A 17,751-nucleotide genomic window follows, 5' to 3' on the forward strand; every position below is an offset into this window, starting at 1 on the left:
CTCTCTCATATCAGCAAGATCGGAGCCCCATCATGCCTCGGAGGCGAGCAGCTCGTGGAGCTGATCGCGGTGGATGCGCTGCTCGCGCGGGTCGGGCACCGGCAGCGAGGCCAGCAGCTTCTTCGTGTACGGGTTCTGCGGACGCTGCATGATGTCGTCCGCGTCGCCGTGCTCGACGATGCGGCCCTTGTGCATCACCATGATGCGGTCGGCGAGCATGTCGACGACCGCCAGATCGTGGGTGATGAACAGACATGCGAAGCCGATCTCGACCTGCAGCTTCTTGAACAGCTGGAGCACCTTCGCCTGCACGGACACGTCCAGTGCGGAGGTCGGCTCGTCGGCGATGAGCAGCGACGGCTTCAACGCGAGTCCGCGCGCGAGCGACGCCCTCTGCCGCTGGCCGCCGGAGAGCTCATGCGGGAATCGGTTCATGTACGCGCGCGGCAGCTGCACCATTTCGAGCAGGTCGCCCACGTAGTTCCTCGCCTCGGCGACGGAACCGTACTTGCCGTGCACGATGAGCGGCTCGGCCACGTTCTCGGCGATGGTCATCAGCGGGTTGAACGAGCTTCCCGGATCCTGGAACACGAAGCCGATGTCGGCGCGCTTGGGCTTGAAGTCGCGTTCCTTGACGCCGTTCATCTCGATGCCGAGCACGTTGAGCGAGCCGCCGGAGACCTTCTGCAGGCCGGCGATCGCACGGCCCGTCGTGGATTTGCCGGAACCGGATTCGCCCACGAGTCCAAGCACCTCGGAACGGTGGATGGTGAAGTCGATGCCGTCGACCGCCTTGAAGTCGGGCTGCATGAGGTGGCCCGGGTAGGTGATCGTCAGTCCCTTCGCCTCGACGGCCACCGGCTGTTCGCGCCAGTCGGACTCACGCTCCAACACCCTGCCGTCGCGGTCGTACACGGTGAGCTTCTGCCCGATGCGCGGCACGGCGCCGAGCAGGCGCTTGGTGTAGTCGGCCTGAGGATGGTAGAAGATCTGATCGACCGTGCCCTGTTCGACGACGTGGCCGCGGTACATGACGACGACCTGATCGGCGATGTCGGCGATGACGCCCATGTTGTGCGTGATGATGAGTACGGAGGCGTCGAACTCGTCGCGGGCGAGGCGCAGCAGGTCGAGGATCTCGGCCTGAACGGTGACGTCGAGCGCGGTGGTGGGCTCGTCGGCGAGGATGAGACCGGGGTTCAACACCAGCGCCATCGCGATGACGATGCGCTGCTTCTGACCGCCGGAGAACTGGTGCGGATAGTAGTCCACGCGCGTCTCGGCGTCCGGGATGCCGACCTTCTTCAGGATGTCGATGGCCTTGGCGCGCAGCTCCTTCTTGTCCTTCATGCCGTGCGCACGCAGGCCCTCTTCGATCTGCCAGCCGATGGTGTACACCGGGTTCAGCACCGAGTTGGGCTCCTGGAAGACCATCGCGGCCTCGGAGCCGCGCACCTCGCGCAACTGTTCGCCGCTCAGGGAGAGCACGTCGAGCGAGTCGGAGCCGTCGCGCTTGGACAGGTAGACGGCGCCGGAGGTGGTGGCGGTCTCGGGCAGGAGCTTGATGATCGATCGTGCGGTCACGGACTTGCCGGAGCCGGATTCGCCGACCACGCCGACGACGGTCTTGCGCGGGATGGTGAAGTTGATCCTGTCGATCGCCTTGATGGATCCTGCGTCGGTCATGAAGGAGACGGACAGGTCCTTGATCTCGGCGAGATTGTCGTTCTGGGACTCGGTCATGGTTCACTCCTTTCCTTCATCCGAGGCGGGGGCCTTGCCCTCGCCGGTCCATTCGCTGCCCGGGATCGCCGGATCGTGGTCGATGACGGTGACGGGCGTCTCGCCGGGGGCGAGCGGGTTCCTGGCCGCGTCGAGCTCGGCGACGACCTCGTTGCGCACGCCGGGCTTCTCGCTCGGGTCCACGGAGGTGTCCTCGATCGAGCCGACGACCTCGCCGGCGGACTTGCGGGCGCGCAGACGCGGATCGGCCAGATCGTTGAGCGATTCGCCGACGAGCGTGATGCCGAGCACGATGAGCACGATCGCCAGGCCCGGGAAGATGGCCGTCCACCAGATGCCGGCGGTCACGTCGGCGACGGAGCGGTTCAGATCGTAGCCCCATTCGGAGGCGGCGGTCGGCTCGATGCCGAAGCCGAGGAAGCCCAGTCCGGCGAGGGTCAGGATCGCCTCGGAGGAGTTGAGCGTGAGAATCACCGGCAGGGTACGGGTGGAGTTCTTGAGCAGGTGCTTGGTCATGATGCGCCAGGTGGAGGCGCCGACGACCTTCGCGGATTCGACGTACGCGGAGGACTTGATGCGCACCACCTCGGCGCGGATCGTGCGGAAGTACTGTGGGATGTACACCACGGTGATCGAGATGCCGGAAGCGAGGATGCCGCTCCACAGGCCGGACTGGCCGCCGGAGATCATGATGGCCATGAGGATGGCGAGCAGCAGGGACGGGAACGAGTAGATCGCGTCGGCGATCACGACGAGCACGCGGTCGACCCATCCGCCGAAGTAGCCGGAGACGAGTCCGAGCAGCACGCCGGCGAAGATGGAGAGGATCACCGCGATGACGATGGCGATGATGGCGGTGCGCGCGCCCCAGATGGTGCGGCTGAACACGTCGTAGCCGCCCACGGTCGTGCCCCAGATGTGTTCGGCGCTGGGCGCGGCCTGCGTCGGGAACGCCTGACCGGACGAGTCCTTCATCTGCGAGTAGCCGTACGGTGCGATGAGCGGCGCGAAGATGGCCAGCAGGATGAAGAAGAGCGTGATCACGAGTCCGGTGACGAGCATGCCCTTCTGCCAGCCGACGGCGATGCGCAGATCCTTGATGATCGGGGCCTTGGTCCACCACGGGCCGGACTTGTTGACCTTGAGGTCGTTCAGGCGGCTGTCGCCGGGCACGCCGACCTTGTTGACGGTGCTTTCGGTCATGTCAGTACCTCACTCTCGGGTCGATGAGCGCGGCGACCACGTCGACGATGAAGTTGACGACGGCCACGATGATGGCGATGAGGATCACGATGCCCTGCACGGCCACGAAGTCGCGGGCCTTGAGATAGGTGGAGAGCATGAAGCCCAGTCCCTTCCATTCGAAGGTCGTCTCCGTCAGAACCGCTCCGGCGAGCATCATCGCGATCTGCATGCCCATGACGGTGATGATCGGGATCAGGGCCGGACGCCATGCGTGCTTCTTGAGCAGGCGCGATTCGGACACGCCGCGGGAGCGTGCTGCCTCGACGTAGCCGGAGTTGTAGGTGGCGATCACGTTGGTGCGCACCAGACGGATGAACACGCCGGCGGTCAGCAGGCCCAGCGCGAGGGCCGGCAGGACGGCGTGACGCAGCACGTCGGTAAGGACGGTCATGTCGCCCAGCTGGAGCGAGTCGATGATGTAGAAGCCGGTCGGCGAGACGAGACGCTGGAACTGCATCTCGCTGGTCAGGTCGGAGCGACCCGAGGAGGGCAGCACGTTGAGCCACACGGCGAAGATGAGCTTGAGGACCAGACCGAGGAAGAACACGGGGGTCGCGTAGCACAGGATGGCGAACACGCGGATGCCGGCGTCGGCCGCGTGGTCGCGGTGGCGGGCGGCGATGCGGCCGAGCCCGATGCCGACGATGAGCGCGACGATGAGCGAGAGGAACGCCAGTTCGAACGTGGCGGCGCCGTACCGGGTGAGGATGGTGATGACCGGCTGGTTGTCGGTGAGCGTCGTGCCGAGGTCGCCGTGCAGCAGGCCGCCGAGGTAGTCGAGGTACTGCACGATGAGCGGCCGGTCGTAGCCGGCGGCATGGATGCGCTTGCTCAGCTCCTCGGGCGTGAGTCGGCCGCCGAGCGCTGCGGAGATCGGGTCTCCGGTGGCGCGCATCACGAAGAAGACGATGGTGACGAGGATGAAGACCGTGGGGATGATCAGCAGGAATCTGGTCAGGATGAATCGGAAGAACCCGCCGGACAGACGGTTCCGCTTTGGCTTGGCCGCCTTTGTTCCGGTGGAGTCCGTTGCGGTGCTGTCTGACACGCGTTGCTCCTTTGGAATGAGTGATGTACGAATGGGTGATGATGCGATAATGCTCCCGTCGATACCGGCCGTCAGCGATTCATGGCTGACGGCCGGCGCCGGCGGGAGCGGATGGGGTGGATGGGCGGACCTACGTCAGCCTATCGGTCAGCCCTTGGTGACGGAGGCGTAGCGGAAGCGGAACGACGCGTCGAGGGTGACGCCCTTGACGTCCGCACCGGTCACGGCCACCTGCGCGCCCTGCAGCAGCGGGATGGTGGACAGGTCCTCGGTCTCGAGCTTCTGGATCTGCTTCAAGATCTCCTCACGAGCGGAGGCATCCTTCTCGCCGGCCTGCTTGACGATGAGGTCGTTGACCTCCTTGTTGGAGTAGCCGTTGTTGACGAAGTTGCCGTCACGGAAGAACGGAGACAGGTAGTTGTCCGGGTCGGAGTAGTCCGGGAACCAGCCGAGCTGGTAGACCGGGTAGGCGCCATCGGAGCTGTCGGTGACGTTGCGCTCCTTGTTGTACTGGGTCCATTCGGTGGACTGCAGGTCGACCTTGAACAGGCCGTCGGCCTCGAGCTGGTTCTTGATGGCAGCGTACTCGTCGGCGGAGGAGGAGCCATAGTGGTCGTTGTTGTATTGCAGCTTCAGGTCGACCGGGGTCTTGACCCCGGCGGCCTCGAGGACCTGCTTGGCCTTCTCGGCGCTCGGCTTGCCGTTGCCGTCGCCGTAGGCGGCCTTCAGGGTGTCGTCGTGACCGGCGAGGCCGTCGGGGATGAAGGAGTACAACGGGGTGTAGGTGTCCTTGTAGACCTTGGTGGACAGCTCGTCGCGGTCGATGAGGTTCGCGACGGCCTGACGAACGGCCTTGGCCTTGTTGGCGTCCGGCTCGCTGGACTTCTCGCCGTACGGCTGGATCTTGAAGTTGAAGGCGAGGAAGCGCTCCTCACCGCCCGGTCCCTTGACGACCTTGACCTTGGAGTCCTTGGAGAGATCCTCGATGTCGGTCGGGCTCAGGGAGCGGTAGGCGACGTCGACCTGACCCTGCTGGACGGCGAGCTTCAGGTTGGAGGCGTCGGCGAAGTACTTGACCTGCACGGCGGAGTTCTTGGCCGGGGTCAGGCCCTGGTAGGAGTCGTTCTTGGCGTAGGCGGCGGACTCGTTGTTCTTGAACGAGGTGAGCGTGTACGGGCCGGCGAACGCCTTCTTGGAGACGATGGTGTCGGCGGGGGTGAGCTTGTCGGCGTCGAAGGAGTCCTCGTCGACGATCGGGCCGGCCGGGCTGGAGAGCACCTGCTTGAGGGTCACGTCGTAGGGCACGGTGTCCTTGAACACGACGGTGGTGTCGTCCTTGGCGGTGACGGAGTCGATGTTGGCGAGCAGCGAGCTCGGGCCGTTCGGGTCGTCGATCTTCTTGATGCGGTCGAAGGAGAACTTGACGTCGGAGGCGGTCAGATCGTTGCCGTTGGCGAACTTGAGGCCGTCCTTGAGCTTGACGGTGAACTCGGTGCCGTCGGAGTTCCACGTGCCGTCATCGGCGGCGATGTCCGGGCTCAGTTCTGAGGTGTTGTAGTTCTGCGCGTACAGGAACGGGAAGATCTGGATCTGCACGGCGTAGGAGCCGTTGTCGTAGGAGCCGGCCGGGTCGACGCTGGTGATCTTGTCGGTGGTGCCGATGGTGATGGCCGAACCCGCGTTCGCGGTGGCGCCCGCGCCGCCATCCTTCACGCCGCCGCATGCGGCGAGCGAGGCGATGGCCGCGACGGATGCGATCAGCGCCATGACTTTCCTGGATTTCATGGGAATCCTCTCTCTAAGGTTCCTAGGGTGTGTTCCTAGGCCACATCGCGTATGCGCCGGTGTGGATTAGAGCCGACTATAGGAACTCTTTGTGTTAACCGGACGTTTCCTTATGTGACGCGCATGCATTGCGATATGTCGTTTTCCTTGGAATTCCAACGTTTCATTATTTCGTCCACATATCGAATCCGACAATGAGGCGATGTCCGAATCGTGGACCCCTCCATTGAGATCACAGACCGCATGTTCACTGAAAACAGGGAAGTTAAGAACACTTACAAATCCGCCGATCCCCGACGCCAAGCCGCTCCCGGGAGGTTGCGGGAGCCGGCAGCGAGACTATAATGAAAAGACACATTGCTTAAATAGTAGGTGCGGGCAGTGTCGCGGCGCATACTATCATTCCCTGACGCCCGTGGGCGGTACGAGACATGACGGACGATTACGACAGTGATATGACGGTATTCAAGGAAGGCGGCATCATGGCCGATCAGGCGTACACAGGTTCGCTCCCGCTGAGGTCCCCCGGCCGGACGACCAAGGCCAGCCCCTCCGACGTGCGGCGGCTCAACCGCTCGCTCATCTTCAATCTGCTGTTCCCAGCGAGCCGCTATTCGCGCGCCCAGCTGGGACGGATGACCGGACTGTCACGCGTGGCCGTCTCGGACGTCGTGGCGGGCATGCTCGACGAGGGGCTGATCCGCGAGAACGGCCATGTCTCCCCCGTCACCGGCAAGGGCAAGAGGGCCATGCTGCTGAGCGTGGACACGACGCGCCTGCGCATCATCAGCATCGATCTGGCCCAGCCGCATCTCGTGCAGGGCGCCCTGACCGATCTGCTCGGAAACCCCCTGCAGCATATGGAGAGCGCGCTGGGGCCGGACGTCCGCGTCGATGCGGACACCATCGTCCAGCTCGTCGACCAGCTCACCGCGGATCTCGACATGGGCTCGCTCGTCGGCATCGGGGTCGCCGTGCCGGGCGTGGTCCGAGGCGGCGTGGTGAGCGAGTCCACGGCGCTCGGGTGGCGCGACGTGGACCTCAAGACCGTGCTGGAGACCCGGTTCACCGTTCCCGTCACGATCGCGAACAACGTGATGTGCACGATGCTCACCGAACGCTTCTTCGGACAGGCCAGCCCGAATCTCGTGTTCGTCAAGATCGGCCACGGCATCGGCTCGGCGACGCTCATCAACGACGTGCCGGTCATCGGCGAACAGCACGCCGGCGGCGAGATCGGCCACATCTCCCCCGACCCCGAGCACGGACCGCTCTGCCCCTGCGGCAAGCGCGGGTGCATGGAGCGAGTAATCTCGGCCGGCGTGCTGCGAGAGCGCATGATCAGCGCCGACGAGACGAAACGCACCGCCATCATCCGCGAGGCCGGCGAGTACTTCGCCTCGGCGATGGCCATGCCGGTCGGCCTGCTCGACATCAGCGACGTGTGCGTGTACGGGCCCGCGGACGTGGTCAACGACACCTTCCTCGAGGCGGCGCAACGGCGTCTCGACGCGATGACGCTGTCGAAGTTCCATGATCGGGCGGTCATCCGCCGCTGCCAGTGCGGGGCGGAGGCCACCCTGCGAGGCGCGGCGGTGGTCGTCGTGCTGCACCATCTCGAGGAGGAGTAGCGCCGCACCGCCGATCAGCACCGATCAGCGGTGCGCCGCCTCCACCGCCGCACGCACCGTCTCCCGGTCGGTGACCTCGATCGGCGCGCCGCCACCGCCTCCCGGACCGCCCTCGGAGGGTACGAGCCGTTTGGCGGACATATGCAGCGCATCCACGCCGGCGGCTCGGGTCGCGGCTATAGACTCGAGGGTGAGACCTCCTCCGGCCTCGATCTGGATGCGTCCGGAGGCCCGGACCGCCAGATCGTGCAGCGCATCGATGCCCTCGGGCACGCGTGGCGCACCGCCCGAGGTGAGCACGCGCGTGTACCCCAGGGCGATGAGCGTCTCCAGTGCGGCGTCGCGATCGGGAACCATGTCGAAGGCACGGTGGAAGACGAGCTGGACGTCCCGTCCCGCCTCCCACCCGGCACGGCGTGCGGCATCGGCCAACGCCGCCGCGAACGGCTCGTCGATCACGCCGTCACGCGTCAGACCTCCGACCACGACCCCGCTGGCGCCGGCATGCACGGCCATGCGCACGTCGGCGAGCTGCACGGCCTTCTCGTCGTCGTCGAACACGAACGATCCGGCGCGCGGGCGGATCAGGGCCTGCACTCCCCCGTCGTCGCCGCCCACGCCGATCGCGGTGCACGCGGCGATGAGGCCCGCGCTTGGCGTGAGTCCTCCGGTGGCACCCAGCGCCACGCATAGTTCGATGCGGTCGGCACCCTCCTCCTTCGCGATCCTCGCGCCGGCGACATCCTGCACGGCTATTTCGATCATCGTCATACGCAGCTCCTTCGTGACCTGTGATCGTTTCCACGAAAACTCCGCAAGGGCCTCTTCGCCCGCAGTCTTCCGCGGCTTGGCGTCCATCCTAGCCGCCGTAAACGGAGACGCCCCGTCGACGACACGCCGGACGTTCCTTAATTGCGTTCATATATTAACTGCGTTAATATCTTAATCAAGTTCAGATTCAAGGACGATCGCAGACCACCCAACGGTGGACCACACAACGGTGCGGACGGCACGGATGACGCAAGGAGGTGTCAGGCATGAGCAACGGCAGCAACGCCACCGGCACATCCCGGGCATCCATCGCCGAATCCAACCGCTCCCGCATCCTCCAGCATCTCTATCACAACGGCGTCAGCTCCCGCGCACAGATCGCCAAGGCGCTCGACCTCACCCCCGCCGCCATCACCAAGATCACCGCGCAGCTCATCGACGTCGGCGCCATCCAGGAGACCGGCGACATGGAGGGCGCGAAGAACCGCCGCTCCATCGGTTTGAAGCTTGACACCGCGCACTTCCACGTGATCGGCGTCAAGTTCGCCCGCTCCCTCGTGCGCATCGGCGTCTTCGACCTGGCCGGCAACACCCTAGGCACCGAGGACATGCCGCCCATCACCAACGAGACCATCGGCGAAACGGTGACCCTGCTGCACCGGCGCATCGAGGAGCTGCTGGACGAGGACGATCTGATCGTCGCCATCGGCATGGCGATCCCCGGCCCCTACATGCGCGACAAGGGCTACACCGCCGTCGTCTCGTCGATGACCGGCTGGCGCGACGTGAACTTCATCGACGAGTTCACGCATGCGTTCCGGGTCCCCGTGTTCATCGAGCAGGACGCCCGGGCCGGCGTGCTCGCCCATTACCTGTTCGACCCCGAATCGCACGGCGAGAACGATCTCGCCTACTATCTGGTCGGCGAGGGCGTGGGCCTCGGGGTCATCGACAACGGCCACATCGTCAACGGCTCGCTCGGCGCCGCCACCGAGATCGGCCACGTCTCCGTCGACGTGCACGGCAAGCCCTGCGACTGCGGCAACGTCGGATGCCTCGAACGCTATTGCTCCACCCCCGCGATCCGCCAGGAGATCGTCGCCAACGGCGAGATCGTGCCCGGCGCGCAGTCCATGTCCAACGCGGAGGCGACGCGGGCGCTGTTCGCCTTGACGCGCAAAGGCGACGCCAAGGCGCGCGAGCTCGTCCTGCGCACCGCCCGATACGTCGGCTACGGCTGCATGATCATCTTCAACGCCTTCAACCCGGCCCACATCATCATCGGGGACATCGTCGCCGAAGGCGGCGATCTGTTCCTCGACGAAGTGCTCGCCACGGTGCACGGCCGTTCCATCCCCGAGCTCTACGACTCCACCAGAATCACCCTGTCGACCATGCCGACGGACGCCGCCGTGTGCGGCGCGGCGGCCGTGGCCGTCACCCAGTTCCTCGAACGGCCATCGACCTTCTTCGATCTGGGCTAGACCCGGACGCCAAGGAACGCACCACAAGATTTCCCAAACGGAAAAACCCAACACAACAAACAAGGAAAGGAAACCACCATGTCCGAAACCACCAAGTCCAAGCCGATCGTCCTGTCCCTCGGCGAGCTGTTGTGGGATATGCTCCCCACCGGCAAGCGCGCCGGCGGCGCCCCCGTCAACTTCGCCTACCACGCGATGATGAACGGCGCGGACGGCTACTCCATCTCCGCCGTCGGCGAGGACGAGCTCGGCGACGAGCTGCTGGCCGAGACCGCCAAGGCCGGCATCCACGCCGTGATCCAGCGCAACGCCTGGCCGACCTCCACCGTCGAGGTCGAGCTCAGGAACGGCATCCCGGAGTACACCATCGTCAAGGGCGTGGCCTGGGACCACATCCTGTACACCCGCCAGCTCATCGACGTCGTCAAGCAGGCCGACGCCGTCTGCTACGGCACCCTGGCGCTGCGCTCCCCCGAGTCCCACGCCACCATCACCGAGCTGCTCAAGCACACCAAGCCGGGCGCGATGAAGTTCTTCGACATCAACCTGCGCGGCGACCACTACTCCAAGGAGCTCATCGAGGAGCTGCTGGGCCAGGCCACCGTCTTCAAGATCAACGACGAGGAGCTGCTGCTCCTGCGTGACATGTTCGACATCCGCGGCACCTCCGGCGACGACGCCTCCCGCTGGTTCCTCGAGCAGTACGATCTCGACTACGTGATCCTGACCGCCGGCTCCGCCTACTCCACCATCATCTCCAAGAACGGCGAGATCTCCACCGTGGACACCCCGCGCGTCGAGGTCGTCGACACCGTCGGCGCCGGCGACTCCTTCTCCGGCACGTTCACCGCCCGCACCCTGCTGGGCGACTCCCTGGCCGAAGCCCACCGCAAGGCCGTCAACACCGCCGCCTTCGTGTGCACCCAGAACGGCGCCTGGCCGCAGTACCCGGCCCAGATGCCGGACTACCTGGCCGAGGCCGGCAAGTGATCCTCTCGATCATCGTCGGATGATCGTCTGATCCGAACGCGCAGGGCCGGCGGCCGTCCGCCAAGGATGACCGCCGGCCTTTCGCGTGTCGCCAACTAAACCGGTTTAGAATACCGGATGAAAGCCATTGTCCACCCCACCAACGAAGAAGTTGACACCAATGACATCACCGACACCGAAGGTCGCACACGACGCCGCGATTCCGCGATCCGTAGCCGATTTCATGCACCGCATCACCGATCTGTGCGGCGCGGAGCACGCCGACTGGGCCGAGAACTTCAACGCCTGCTTCGCGAACACCCTTGCGACCACCGTGCGACGTCATGACGACGGTACGACGTTCCTGGTCACGGGAGACATCCCGGCGATGTGGCTGCGCGACTCCACCGCGCAGATGCGCCCCTATCTGGCCATCGCCCCGCAGGACGAGGAACTGTCCGATCTCATCGCCGGCCTCGTGCGCCAGCAGTTCCGGTTCATCGGCATCGACCCGTACGCGAACGCGTTCAACGAGACCCCCAGCGGCGCCAGCTGGGACAAGGACGACCGATCCGACTTCTCCAGCCCGTGGCTATGGGAACGCAAGTATGAGGTGGACTCGCTGTGCTATCCGATCCAGCTCGCGTGGATGCTCTACGCGAACACCGGACGCAGGGACCACTTCGACGACGTGTTCGTCGCAGGCGTCAAGCGCATCCTCGACGTGTTCGAGACCGAACAGCATCACGAGGACTCGCCGTACTTCTTCATGCGCGACACCGATCTTGCGACCGAGACGCTCGACAACGACGGCCGGGGCACACCCGTCGCATACACCGGCATGACCTGGTCGGGCTTCCGCCCCAGCGACGACGCCTGCACGTATCACTATCTGGTGCCGTCGAACATGTTCGCCTCGGTCGTCATGGGCTACGTCGAACGGATCTTCTCCCCCGACCTGCTCGACGAGGCGTCGATCGCCTCACGCGCCGCACGTCTGCGCGAGGGGATCATCGCCGGCATCGAGACCCATGCGAAGACCACGAACCGCGACGGCGAGACCATCTACGCCTTCGAGACCGACGGCCTCGGCCACCACCTCATCATGGACGACAGCAACGTGCCGAGCCTCATGGCCGCTCCCTACCTCGGATACTGCGCGGCGGACGACCCCGTCTATCTCGCCACGCGCCGCACGCTGCTGAGCGACGAGAATCCGTACTACTACGAGGGCAGGTGCCTCAAGGGCATCGGCTCCCCGCACACGCCGCCGCGCTACGTCTGGCCGATCGCCCTGTCCATCGAGGCGATGACCAGCGACGACCGGCAGACCAAGGCCCGCATCCTCGACGCGCTCGTCGCCACCGACGCGGGCACGCACCTCATGCACGAGGGCATCGACGTCGACGATCCCACGCACTACACGCGTGAATGGTTCAGCTGGTCCAACATGATGTTCTGCGAACTCGTCATGGACTACTTCGACATCCGCGTCAGGCGCTGACTTACCCACCAACAACAACCATTTCCAACGAAAGGAAACAACCCATGTCCACCAATCCGCGTTATGCGCTCGGCACCGAGGCCAACCGCATCTTCATGGCATCCGAGACCTACGAACTGCTCGACTTCGGCAAGGGCTTCCCGGCGCCGAACGGAGGCTCCGGCTGGCTCAACGACGACGGCACGCTCGACCCCTCCCACGGTGTGGAGACCTGGATCACCTCGCGCATGGCGCACGTCTACTCGATCGGCGAGATGCTCGGCTACCCGGGCGCCGACGAGCTTGCGGACAAGGCCCTCAAGGGCCTGACCGGCATCCTGCACGACGACGAGCACGGCGGATGGTACCCGCAGGTCTTCGCCGACGGCACCCACGCTCCGGGCAAGGTGTGCTACGCCCACGCCTTCGTGATCCTCGCCGCGTCCTCGGCGCTGCTCGCCGGACGACCGGGTGCCGGGGAACTGCTCGACGAGGCCCTGAGGACCTATGACGAGCACTTCTGGGACGAGGAGATCGGACTGGCGGTGGATACGTGGAACACCGAGTTCACCGAGCTCGACCCGTACCGTGGTCTCAACGCCAACATGCACACCACCGAGGCCTTCCTCGCCGTGGCCGATGCCACCGGCGACAACTCCTACCGCGTGCGCGCCGGCCGCATCATCGACCATGTGATCGGCTGGGCCAAAGACAACGAATGGCGCATCCCGGAGCACTTCAACGCCGATTGGTCCCTCGATCTCGAATGCAACGCGGACAAGAAGGACGACCAGTTCAAGCCGTACGGCGCCACCCCGGGCCACGGCATCGAATGGTCTCGTCTGATCACCCAGTGGGCGCTGAGCTCCTTCGCGAACCTCGAGGGCGCAGCCCCGTACATCGAGGCCGCCGAGCAGCTGTTCGCCCGCGCCGTGGCCGACGCATGGAACGCCGACGGCACGGTGGGCCTCGCCTACACGACCGACTGGAACGGCACGCCGGTGGTCACCGACCGCATGCACTGGACGCTCGCCGAGGCGATGAACACCTCCGCCACGCTCCACGCCGCCACCGGCAGGGACGAGTACCTCGACTGGTACGCCACGTTCGCCCAGTACGTCGACGAGCACGTCATCGATCACGAGGGCGGCTCCTGGTTCCACCAGCTCGACAAGGACAACCACGTGCTCGACACGGTCTGGCCGGGCAAGTCCGACCTGTACCACGCGTTCCAGTCGACGCTGATCCCGTTCCTCGAGCCGTCGGTGTCCATCGCCACCGCCGTGAAGAACGCGGACTGACCGCCCTTCCAAGCTCCAGGCTCCCCGTCAGCAAAGCCGACAAGCCCCCTCGTCTTAAAGGGGGCCAGGGGGCATAGGTGAGGCCCCGCAATCCGTTTGGGATTGCGGGGCCTCACCTATGCCCGCGTTGATGCTCACACGTCGCACCTCACACGTCGATGGAGCGCGAGGTGCTTTCGCGGATGACCAGCTCGGGCTTGAGGATCCGGCGGTTGCCGCTGACCGGGTCTCCGGCCAGCACCTTGAGCAGCAGCTTGGCCACCTTCGCGCCGTATTCGCTGGCGTCGCGATGCACCGAGGTGATCGACGGATACGCCGCCTCGCAGATGAAGCTGTCCTCGAAGCTCACGATCGCGGGGACCCCTTCAAGGCCTCTCCCCTGCGCGATCAGATGGGCGGCGATGGATCGCAGGCTCGCCGCCGCCAGCGTCTCGCTCTCGTAGATGAAGGCGGTGGGAGGCACCGGCAGGGCCATGAGCCTGAGCGTCAGCTCGGACGCCCGCTCCGTCTTGAAATCGGTGAACTCCACGTGGATGGATTCGAGTCGCCTGCGCTTGGCGAACGCGCGGAACGCGGCCTCGCGGTCCTTGCTGTAGTCGAGGGTCGGGTCTCCCGAGATATAGGCGATGCGACGATGCCCCCGCTCCAGCAGGTGTCTGAGTACCGTCTCCATCGTGCCGCCATCGTCGATCGACAGGGACGGCATCAGCGAGGATGGATCCGGTCCGCCGGCAAGCACGGCCGGAACGCCGAGACTGTTGAGCAGTGCGGGTCGCGGGTCGTCCGCACGCAGATCGACGAGTACGACGCCGTCGACCCGTTTGCGCGCCGACCAGTCCCTGTAGACCGCGAGCTCCTCGCGCAGCGACGCGCAGGGACGGTAGAGCAGACCGTAGCCCTTGCGGCTGAACGAGGCGTGCAGGCCGGTCATGAAGTGCAGCATGAAGCTTTCGTCCTGCAGTTCATCGGCGGAGCGTGAGGGGGCGAACCCGACGGTCATGGTCTTCGACGATCCCAGCGCCTGTGCGGCGTAGACGGGAGTCCAGCCGAGTTTCGCCGCGGCCATCTTGACCTTGCGCTTGGTCTCCTCGGAGACTCCGGGCCTGTCGTTGATGGCGAAGGACACCGCCGTCTGCGAGATGCCCAGTTCGTCGGCGATGTCCTTGAGTCCGACGCGCTTGCCTCGCGCGGATGCGCGGACCGCGCCGTCTTGGACCGCACCATCTCGAGCATTGTCCCGGGGACCGTCGGATCGAGTCACCATTGCTTCACTTCCATTCGTTGTCTCGTAGTGTGAATTATACGGCCGAAAGCCCGATGAGAGCGCTCACATGCTTCTCTCATCGGGCATCGGTCGGTCATCGGACGATCATCGGTCGATCATCCGATCACAGGATCGAGCCGTCGGCTCCGAGCACCTGCATCTCGTAGATACGGGCCGCGGTGTCGCTGCCCTGCGTCGGCTTGTCGACGACGAGCTTGACGTAGCGGGCGTCGACCGGGGCGAAGGCGTCGGACGTGGTGCCGGCGGTGTTTTTCTTCACCGTCGCCACGGTCGTGAACTCCTTGCCGTCCTTGCTGACCGCGATCGAGTAGGACTGCGTGTTCATGCTCGCGTCCTCGCCGCCGGCCTGCGCGTGGGCGATGTCGACCTGGCTGACGGTCTTCACGTCGCCCAGATCCACCGTGATCTCGTGCGGGGCGGGACCGGTGACGCACCACTTGGTGTTCGTCTCGCCGTCGACGGCGAACTCGGGCTTCTCGTTGCCGTTGGTGAAGCCGTCGGCCGTGACCGCCTTGCCCTGCGACAGCAGCGTCAGCTTGCCGCCGGAGGCGATCTTCGAGGAGACGACGATCTGCCCGGCCAGCTTCTGCGTGGCCTCGCCCTTGTCGTTCTTCGCGGTGACGGTGACGTCGTAGACGCCCTCCTTGTCGTAGGTGACCGTGACCTTGTTGCCCTCGGCCTTCTCCTTGCTGGCACCGGGCAGCGACCAGGACACGCTCTTGGTGTTCTTGGAACTGGCTGAGGTGAACGTCACCTCGTCACCGACGCCGATGAGCGTGCGGGATGCGGTGACCGCGGCCTTGGGCTTGCTGTTGTCGGGCCACTCCATGTCGGTCTTGGCCGACTCGCCCTGGGTGCCGTAGCGGTCGACCGGCACGACCTCGAACGTGGTGTTGTTCGTCTGGCCGGTTCGGGTGAGCGAGGCCGCATAGAAGTTCTCGACGTTGGTCGCGCCCAGCAGGGAGCGGGAGCCGTCCTCGTTGATGCGGTACACCTCGTAGCCGGCGGCGTCGCCGTCGGCCTTCCAGGACAGGCGCACGCCGGCGTAGAGGGCGTCGTCGTCGAACTGCTTGTCGTCGACCTTGACCTGTGTCACCTTGCCGGCGGACGCCTTGGAGGCGTCGGAGTCGTCCTTGATGGTGATGTTGCCGAGCAGCAACTGGTATCCGGTCTTGTCCTCGCCGGCGGAGTAGGTGAAGCCGATGCCGGTGAGGGTCTTGCCGGCGAGCTTGGAGAGGTCGTAGTCGAGCGTGGTCCAGTCCTCGCCGACCTTGGTCTTCGACTTGGCCGAGATGGTCTGGCTGCTGCCGTCGGCGAAGGTCAGGACGGCGTCGAGCTTGGTGGACGCGTTCGCCTTGGCCTTCACGGAGAAGTCGACCCCGTCGGTGAGCTTCACGTCGGCGGAGTACAGCTTGACCGAGGTGGAGCCGCCCTGCTTGACGGTGCCGGAGAACTTCAGCGAGGAGCCGCCGTACCAGGCTTCGGCGTCGCTGTAGTCGGCCTTGGTGGCGTTGCCGCCCTTGTCGGCGACGATCCAGCGGTAGGTGGGCTGGATGTCGGAGATGGAGCGGTTGTTCCAGTCCATCTTGGAGATCTGCCTGCCTTCGCGCGAGAAGCTGTATCCGGATCCGTTGTTGAAGTTGGTGACGAACGGCAGGGAGGTGATGGCGGAGCGTTCGACCACGTAGTTGGAGACTCCCTGCCAGGATTCGTCGCCCTCGTAGGTCTCGGAGACGCTCGGATCGCCTTCGGCGTTGACCCACAGCCGGTTCTCGTTGGCGCGGAAGGTGGTCGGGTTGCCGGCGGACCAGTAGGTCCAGCTCGGGCAGTAGATGCCGAGGGAGGTGTAGGTCGTGCCGTCCTTGTCGGCGAAGAGATCCCATTTGATCGGGGTGTCGGTGCCGTCGGCCTGCACGTCGACGCCGGCGTACAGCGAGTACGGGTCGATGCCGAGGGATTCGGCCTTCTTCGCGGAGGCGGCGAGCAGGTCGTCGCCGGCCAGTTCGTCCTCGGTCCACCAGAAGTTGAGGAACATGTCGTCGGCGACGGACTTGCCGTCCTTGCTCATGAACATGCTGTTCTCGTCGGTCAGCGCGTTCTGCCAGTCGATCGCGCCGTCCTTGGTCATCGAATCGTAGTAGACGACGCGCAGGTCGGACGCCCGCTGCTTCATGTACGCGATGAACGCCTGCATCTTCTCGGCGTATTCGGGGCCGAGCGCGGTCTCGTTGTCGCCTTCGGTCTCCTGGTTGATGAACCAGCCGTCGAAGCCGTAGGCCTTGGCGACCTCGATGAGCTTGTCGGCCACGGGGAACGATCCGTCGGCGTTCTGCTGGAGCGTCTGGTCGAGCCATTCGACCTTGCCGCCGGACACGTTCTGCGGGAAGAACACGGTGCCGAGCACGGGCACGCCGTTGGTGTGCGCCATGTCGGTCACGTCGGGGCTCGGCGGCACGATGATGCCCTCGCCGGACGAGCCTCCCCAGTAGACGAGCTGGTCGACGTACTGCCAGTAGGAGAAGGTGTTCGCGTTGGCGTTGTTGAGTCCTCGGGGCGCGTTGCCGCTGGTCGAGGAGTTCATGATGGAGATGGCCATCACCTTGGTGTCGGCGTTCTGCGTGTCGTTGACGGTTTTGAGGTCCTTCTGGTCGACGCGCTTGGCGAGCGGCACGGTGCTCACGTTGTAGGCGAGGTCCGGGTCCTTGTCGGCGCTCCACGAAAGCAGATCCTCGGGGAACCAGTAGGAGGATTCCGGCTGGTTCTTGAGGATCAGCTCCTCGTTCTCATTCTCCGGCGTCACGGTGTATGCGGTTGCGCTGGCGCCTCCGGCGGAGCATGCCGCCATCGTCATCATCATCGCGGCAGCCAATGTCGTCGCCACAATGCGTCGCGGCATGGTTGTCTTCCTGTTCATTGTTTCCTTTCCTTAACCTTTGAGGTGGTGGCGCGTCGACTCCGCTTCGAGTCGTCGCGCCCATTGCCGTCCGGTCGCCCGTTTTTGGTGGG

The 17,751-nt window shown here is 65.2% G+C and carries 12 protein-coding genes; 5 read left to right on the forward strand and 7 right to left on the reverse strand.

Going from position 1 to position 17,751, the window contains the following annotated elements:
* Positions 1-30: 30 nt before the first annotated feature.
* From BW11_RS00640 to BW11_RS00655, 4 genes are all read right to left on the reverse strand, one after another.
* Positions 31-1,743, reverse strand: coding sequence for an ABC transporter ATP-binding protein (locus BW11_RS00640; RefSeq protein WP_140444299.1), 1,713 nt, complete (start codon positions 1,741-1,743; stop codon positions 31-33).
* Between the two features lie 3 nt (positions 1,744-1,746).
* On the reverse strand, positions 1,747-2,946 hold the full coding sequence (locus BW11_RS00645; protein WP_140444300.1) for an ABC transporter permease: 1,200 nt from the start codon (positions 2,944-2,946) through the stop codon (positions 1,747-1,749).
* 1 nt (position 2,947) lies between these two features.
* Positions 2,948-4,036 (reverse strand): ABC transporter permease, encoded by a 1,089-nt coding sequence (locus BW11_RS00650; protein WP_140444301.1) that lies wholly within the window; start codon positions 4,034-4,036, stop codon positions 2,948-2,950.
* 147 nt (positions 4,037-4,183) lie between these two features.
* Positions 4,184-5,821, reverse strand: a complete 1,638-nt coding sequence (locus tag BW11_RS00655) for an ABC transporter substrate-binding protein (protein WP_140444302.1) — start codon at positions 5,819-5,821, stop codon at positions 4,184-4,186.
* A 455-nt stretch (positions 5,822-6,276) separates the two neighbouring features.
* Here BW11_RS00655 and BW11_RS00660 point away from each other — a divergent pair, with 455 nt between their 5' ends.
* On the forward strand, positions 6,277-7,452 hold the full coding sequence (locus BW11_RS00660) for an ROK family protein (protein ID WP_375137612.1): 1,176 nt from the start codon (positions 6,277-6,279) through the stop codon (positions 7,450-7,452).
* A 24-nt stretch (positions 7,453-7,476) separates the two neighbouring features.
* Here the strand turns inward: BW11_RS00660 and BW11_RS00665 are convergent, their stop codons facing one another.
* Positions 7,477-8,223, reverse strand: a complete 747-nt coding sequence (locus tag BW11_RS00665) for a copper homeostasis protein CutC (RefSeq protein WP_140444303.1) — start codon at positions 8,221-8,223, stop codon at positions 7,477-7,479.
* Positions 8,224-8,489: 266 nt separating this feature from the next.
* Between BW11_RS00665 and BW11_RS00670 the strand changes: the two genes are divergently transcribed.
* The 4 genes from BW11_RS00670 to BW11_RS00685 all read left to right on the forward strand — a co-directional run bounded on the left by BW11_RS00670 (position 8,490) and on the right by BW11_RS00685 (position 13,460).
* Positions 8,490-9,707, forward strand: a complete 1,218-nt coding sequence (locus tag BW11_RS00670) for an ROK family transcriptional regulator (RefSeq protein ID WP_140444304.1) — start codon at positions 8,490-8,492, stop codon at positions 9,705-9,707.
* 78 nt (positions 9,708-9,785) lie between these two features.
* Positions 9,786-10,697: a carbohydrate kinase gene (locus BW11_RS00675; RefSeq protein WP_043167027.1), complete on the forward strand. Its 912-nt coding sequence runs from the start codon at positions 9,786-9,788 to the stop codon at positions 10,695-10,697.
* A 160-nt stretch (positions 10,698-10,857) separates the two neighbouring features.
* Positions 10,858-12,180, forward strand: coding sequence for a glycoside hydrolase family 125 protein (locus tag BW11_RS00680; RefSeq protein WP_043167029.1), 1,323 nt, complete (start codon positions 10,858-10,860; stop codon positions 12,178-12,180).
* A 44-nt stretch (positions 12,181-12,224) separates the two neighbouring features.
* On the forward strand, positions 12,225-13,460 hold the full coding sequence (locus BW11_RS00685) for an AGE family epimerase/isomerase (protein ID WP_043167031.1): 1,236 nt from the start codon (positions 12,225-12,227) through the stop codon (positions 13,458-13,460).
* Between the two features lie 148 nt (positions 13,461-13,608).
* Here the strand turns inward: BW11_RS00685 and BW11_RS00690 are convergent, their stop codons facing one another.
* Both BW11_RS00690 and BW11_RS00695 read right to left on the reverse strand, forming a co-directional pair.
* Positions 13,609-14,724, reverse strand: coding sequence for a LacI family DNA-binding transcriptional regulator (locus tag BW11_RS00690; RefSeq protein WP_140444305.1), 1,116 nt, complete (start codon positions 14,722-14,724; stop codon positions 13,609-13,611).
* 124 nt (positions 14,725-14,848) lie between these two features.
* Complete coding sequence (locus tag BW11_RS00695) at positions 14,849-17,659, reverse strand: discoidin domain-containing protein (RefSeq protein ID WP_140444306.1); 2,811 nt, start codon at positions 17,657-17,659, stop codon at positions 14,849-14,851.
* Between the last annotated feature and the right edge of the window lie 92 nt (positions 17,660-17,751).

The sequence above is a fragment of the Bifidobacterium sp. UTCIF-38 genome, assembly GCF_006454495.1.
In the GTDB taxonomy this organism is placed as follows: domain Bacteria; phylum Actinomycetota; class Actinomycetes; order Actinomycetales; family Bifidobacteriaceae; genus Bifidobacterium; species Bifidobacterium callitrichos.

Bases quoted from the DNA above. Each gene is read 5' to 3' on its own strand.
- BW11_RS00640 (WP_140444299.1), bottom strand. From the start codon at position 1,743: ATGACCGAGTCCCAGAACGACAATCTCGCCGAGATCAAGGACCTGTCC.
- BW11_RS00645 (WP_140444300.1), bottom strand. From the start codon at position 2,946: ATGACCGAAAGCACCGTCAACAAGGTCGGCGTGCCCGGCGACAGCCGC.
- BW11_RS00655 (WP_140444302.1), bottom strand. From the start codon at position 5,821: ATGAAATCCAGGAAAGTCATGGCGCTGATCGCATCCGTCGCGGCCATC.
- BW11_RS00660 (WP_375137612.1), top strand. From the start codon at position 6,277: ATGACGGTATTCAAGGAAGGCGGCATCATGGCCGATCAGGCGTACACA.
- BW11_RS00665 (WP_140444303.1), bottom strand. From the start codon at position 8,223: ATGACGATGATCGAAATAGCCGTGCAGGATGTCGCCGGCGCGAGGATC.
- BW11_RS00670 (WP_140444304.1), top strand. From the start codon at position 8,490: ATGAGCAACGGCAGCAACGCCACCGGCACATCCCGGGCATCCATCGCC.
- BW11_RS00675 (WP_043167027.1), top strand. From the start codon at position 9,786: ATGTCCGAAACCACCAAGTCCAAGCCGATCGTCCTGTCCCTCGGCGAG.
- BW11_RS00680 (WP_043167029.1), top strand. From the start codon at position 10,858: ATGACATCACCGACACCGAAGGTCGCACACGACGCCGCGATTCCGCGA.
- BW11_RS00685 (WP_043167031.1), top strand. From the start codon at position 12,225: ATGTCCACCAATCCGCGTTATGCGCTCGGCACCGAGGCCAACCGCATC.
- BW11_RS00690 (WP_140444305.1), bottom strand. From the start codon at position 14,724: ATGGTGACTCGATCCGACGGTCCCCGGGACAATGCTCGAGATGGTGCG.
- BW11_RS00695 (WP_140444306.1), bottom strand. From the start codon at position 17,659: ATGAACAGGAAGACAACCATGCCGCGACGCATTGTGGCGACGACATTG.